1 protein-coding gene is annotated in these 1639 nt (G+C 45.1%); it reads right to left on the bottom strand.

Annotation, left to right across the window (positions count from 1 at the left end):
* Positions 1–1217 (bottom strand): type I glutamate--ammonia ligase (gene glnA, locus U9P07_12160; GenBank protein MEA2110157.1); only part of this gene is annotated, 1217 nt, incomplete at its 3' end.
* Positions 1218–1639: the final 422 nt, after the last annotated feature.

Genomic DNA, 1639 nt, shown 5'->3' with positions numbered 1-1639 from the left:
GTTTCACGGGCCAGGGGATTGGCCTTAAACTCTTCGATGGCCTCAAGCAGTGAAGACGGCATAAGGTCAATATCGGCCGAATTTTTTTCCGCCGCCGTCATCTCAAAAATATTCATATCAACCGGAGTCGGCGCCGTCAGTTTATTTTTAATCCCGTCAAGGCCGGAGTTAAACATCATGGCAAAAGCCAGGTACGGATTACACGTGGGGTCAGGGCAGCGAACCTCAACCCGAGTTCCCAGTCCCCGGGAGGCGGGGATTCTCATCAATGCGCTACGGTTGCGGGCCGACCAGGCAACGTAAACCGGCGCTTCATACCCGGGCACCATGCGCTTATAGGAATTCACTAAAGGATTGGTTACTGCGGAAAATCCCCGGGCGTTTTTGGCAATCCCGGCAATATACTGATAAGCAATTTCACTTAACTGTTCAGGACCGTTTTCATCAAAAAAGGCATTGGTACCATCAAGATTAAACAGCGACTGATTGGTGTGCATCCCTGAACCATTGATGCCGAATACCGGTTTTGGCATGAAGGTAGCGTGAATACCAAATTGCTTGGCAATGGTTTTCACCACCCATTTAAAAGTAACTGTATTATCAGCTGCCTCCAGGGCATTGGCATACTTGAAATTGATTTCATGCTGACCTTCCGCTACCTCATGATGGGAGGCTTCAATCTCAAATCCCATTTTTTCCAGGGTCTCTATAATCTCCCGGCGACATTCAATCCCGTCATCCTCGGCATCAACACTGAAATAGCCGGCAGTGTCCATAGTGTCGGTTGTCGGAGTCCCATCCTCATCATAGTTAAAGAGGAAAAACTCACATTCCGTGCCCACATTCATAGTATATCCCAGCTCTTCGGCTTCTTTTATTACCCGCCGCAGGTTCACGCGGGGGCAACCTTCAAACGGGGTCCGGTCATATTTGTAAACATCGCAGATAATCCTGGCCGCCGCCTTGCCCTCACGATTACGCCACGGCAAAATACAGAACGTATCATAATCGGGAATCAGATACATGTCAGATTCCTGAATCCGGGCAAACCCCTCAATGGATGAGCCATCAAACATCATGTTTCCATCCAATGCCTTTTCGATCTGGCTCAATGGAATGGAGACATTTTTCATAAAGCCAAAGATGTCGACAAACTGCAGGCGAAAATAATGGATACTTTCTTCCTTAATAATTTTCATGATTTCTTCTCTGGTCATTGTTCTTTTCTCCTTCAGGTAAAGTTAAATTTTGCCTGACCAACCCACTGCTTCGTCCTTAGGGTTCTGAGGCGTGCTCTGAACACTGTAATCATCTGCATGTGATATCTCCATCATAATAGACTAATTTAAATTAATCAAATCATAACCATTCTCACCGTGAACGGCCGCAAACACAGCTTCCAACGGCAAAAATTGGACTACCTGTGGGCGTAGCCGGACGATGTTAGAAATTCTTTTCTGCTTGACTTTAAACTTTAATAATACTATATATAGCATTATTAACAATATTAACAATGAGGTTGTCATGAATACTATAACTGCTAATGAATTAAAGACAAAGGGGATGTCCGCAATTGAAAATAACCTTGCGGTTGATCGTGAGTTAGTAATTACCGTCCGAGGAAAAGAAAAATTTGTGG

The organism is Pseudomonadota bacterium (genome assembly GCA_034660915.1).
Classification (GTDB): domain Bacteria; phylum Desulfobacterota; class Anaeroferrophillalia; order Anaeroferrophillales; family Anaeroferrophillaceae; genus DQWO01.
Note: the sequence above shows the minus strand (reverse complement) of the source record. Positions and strands in the feature narration are given on the sequence as shown.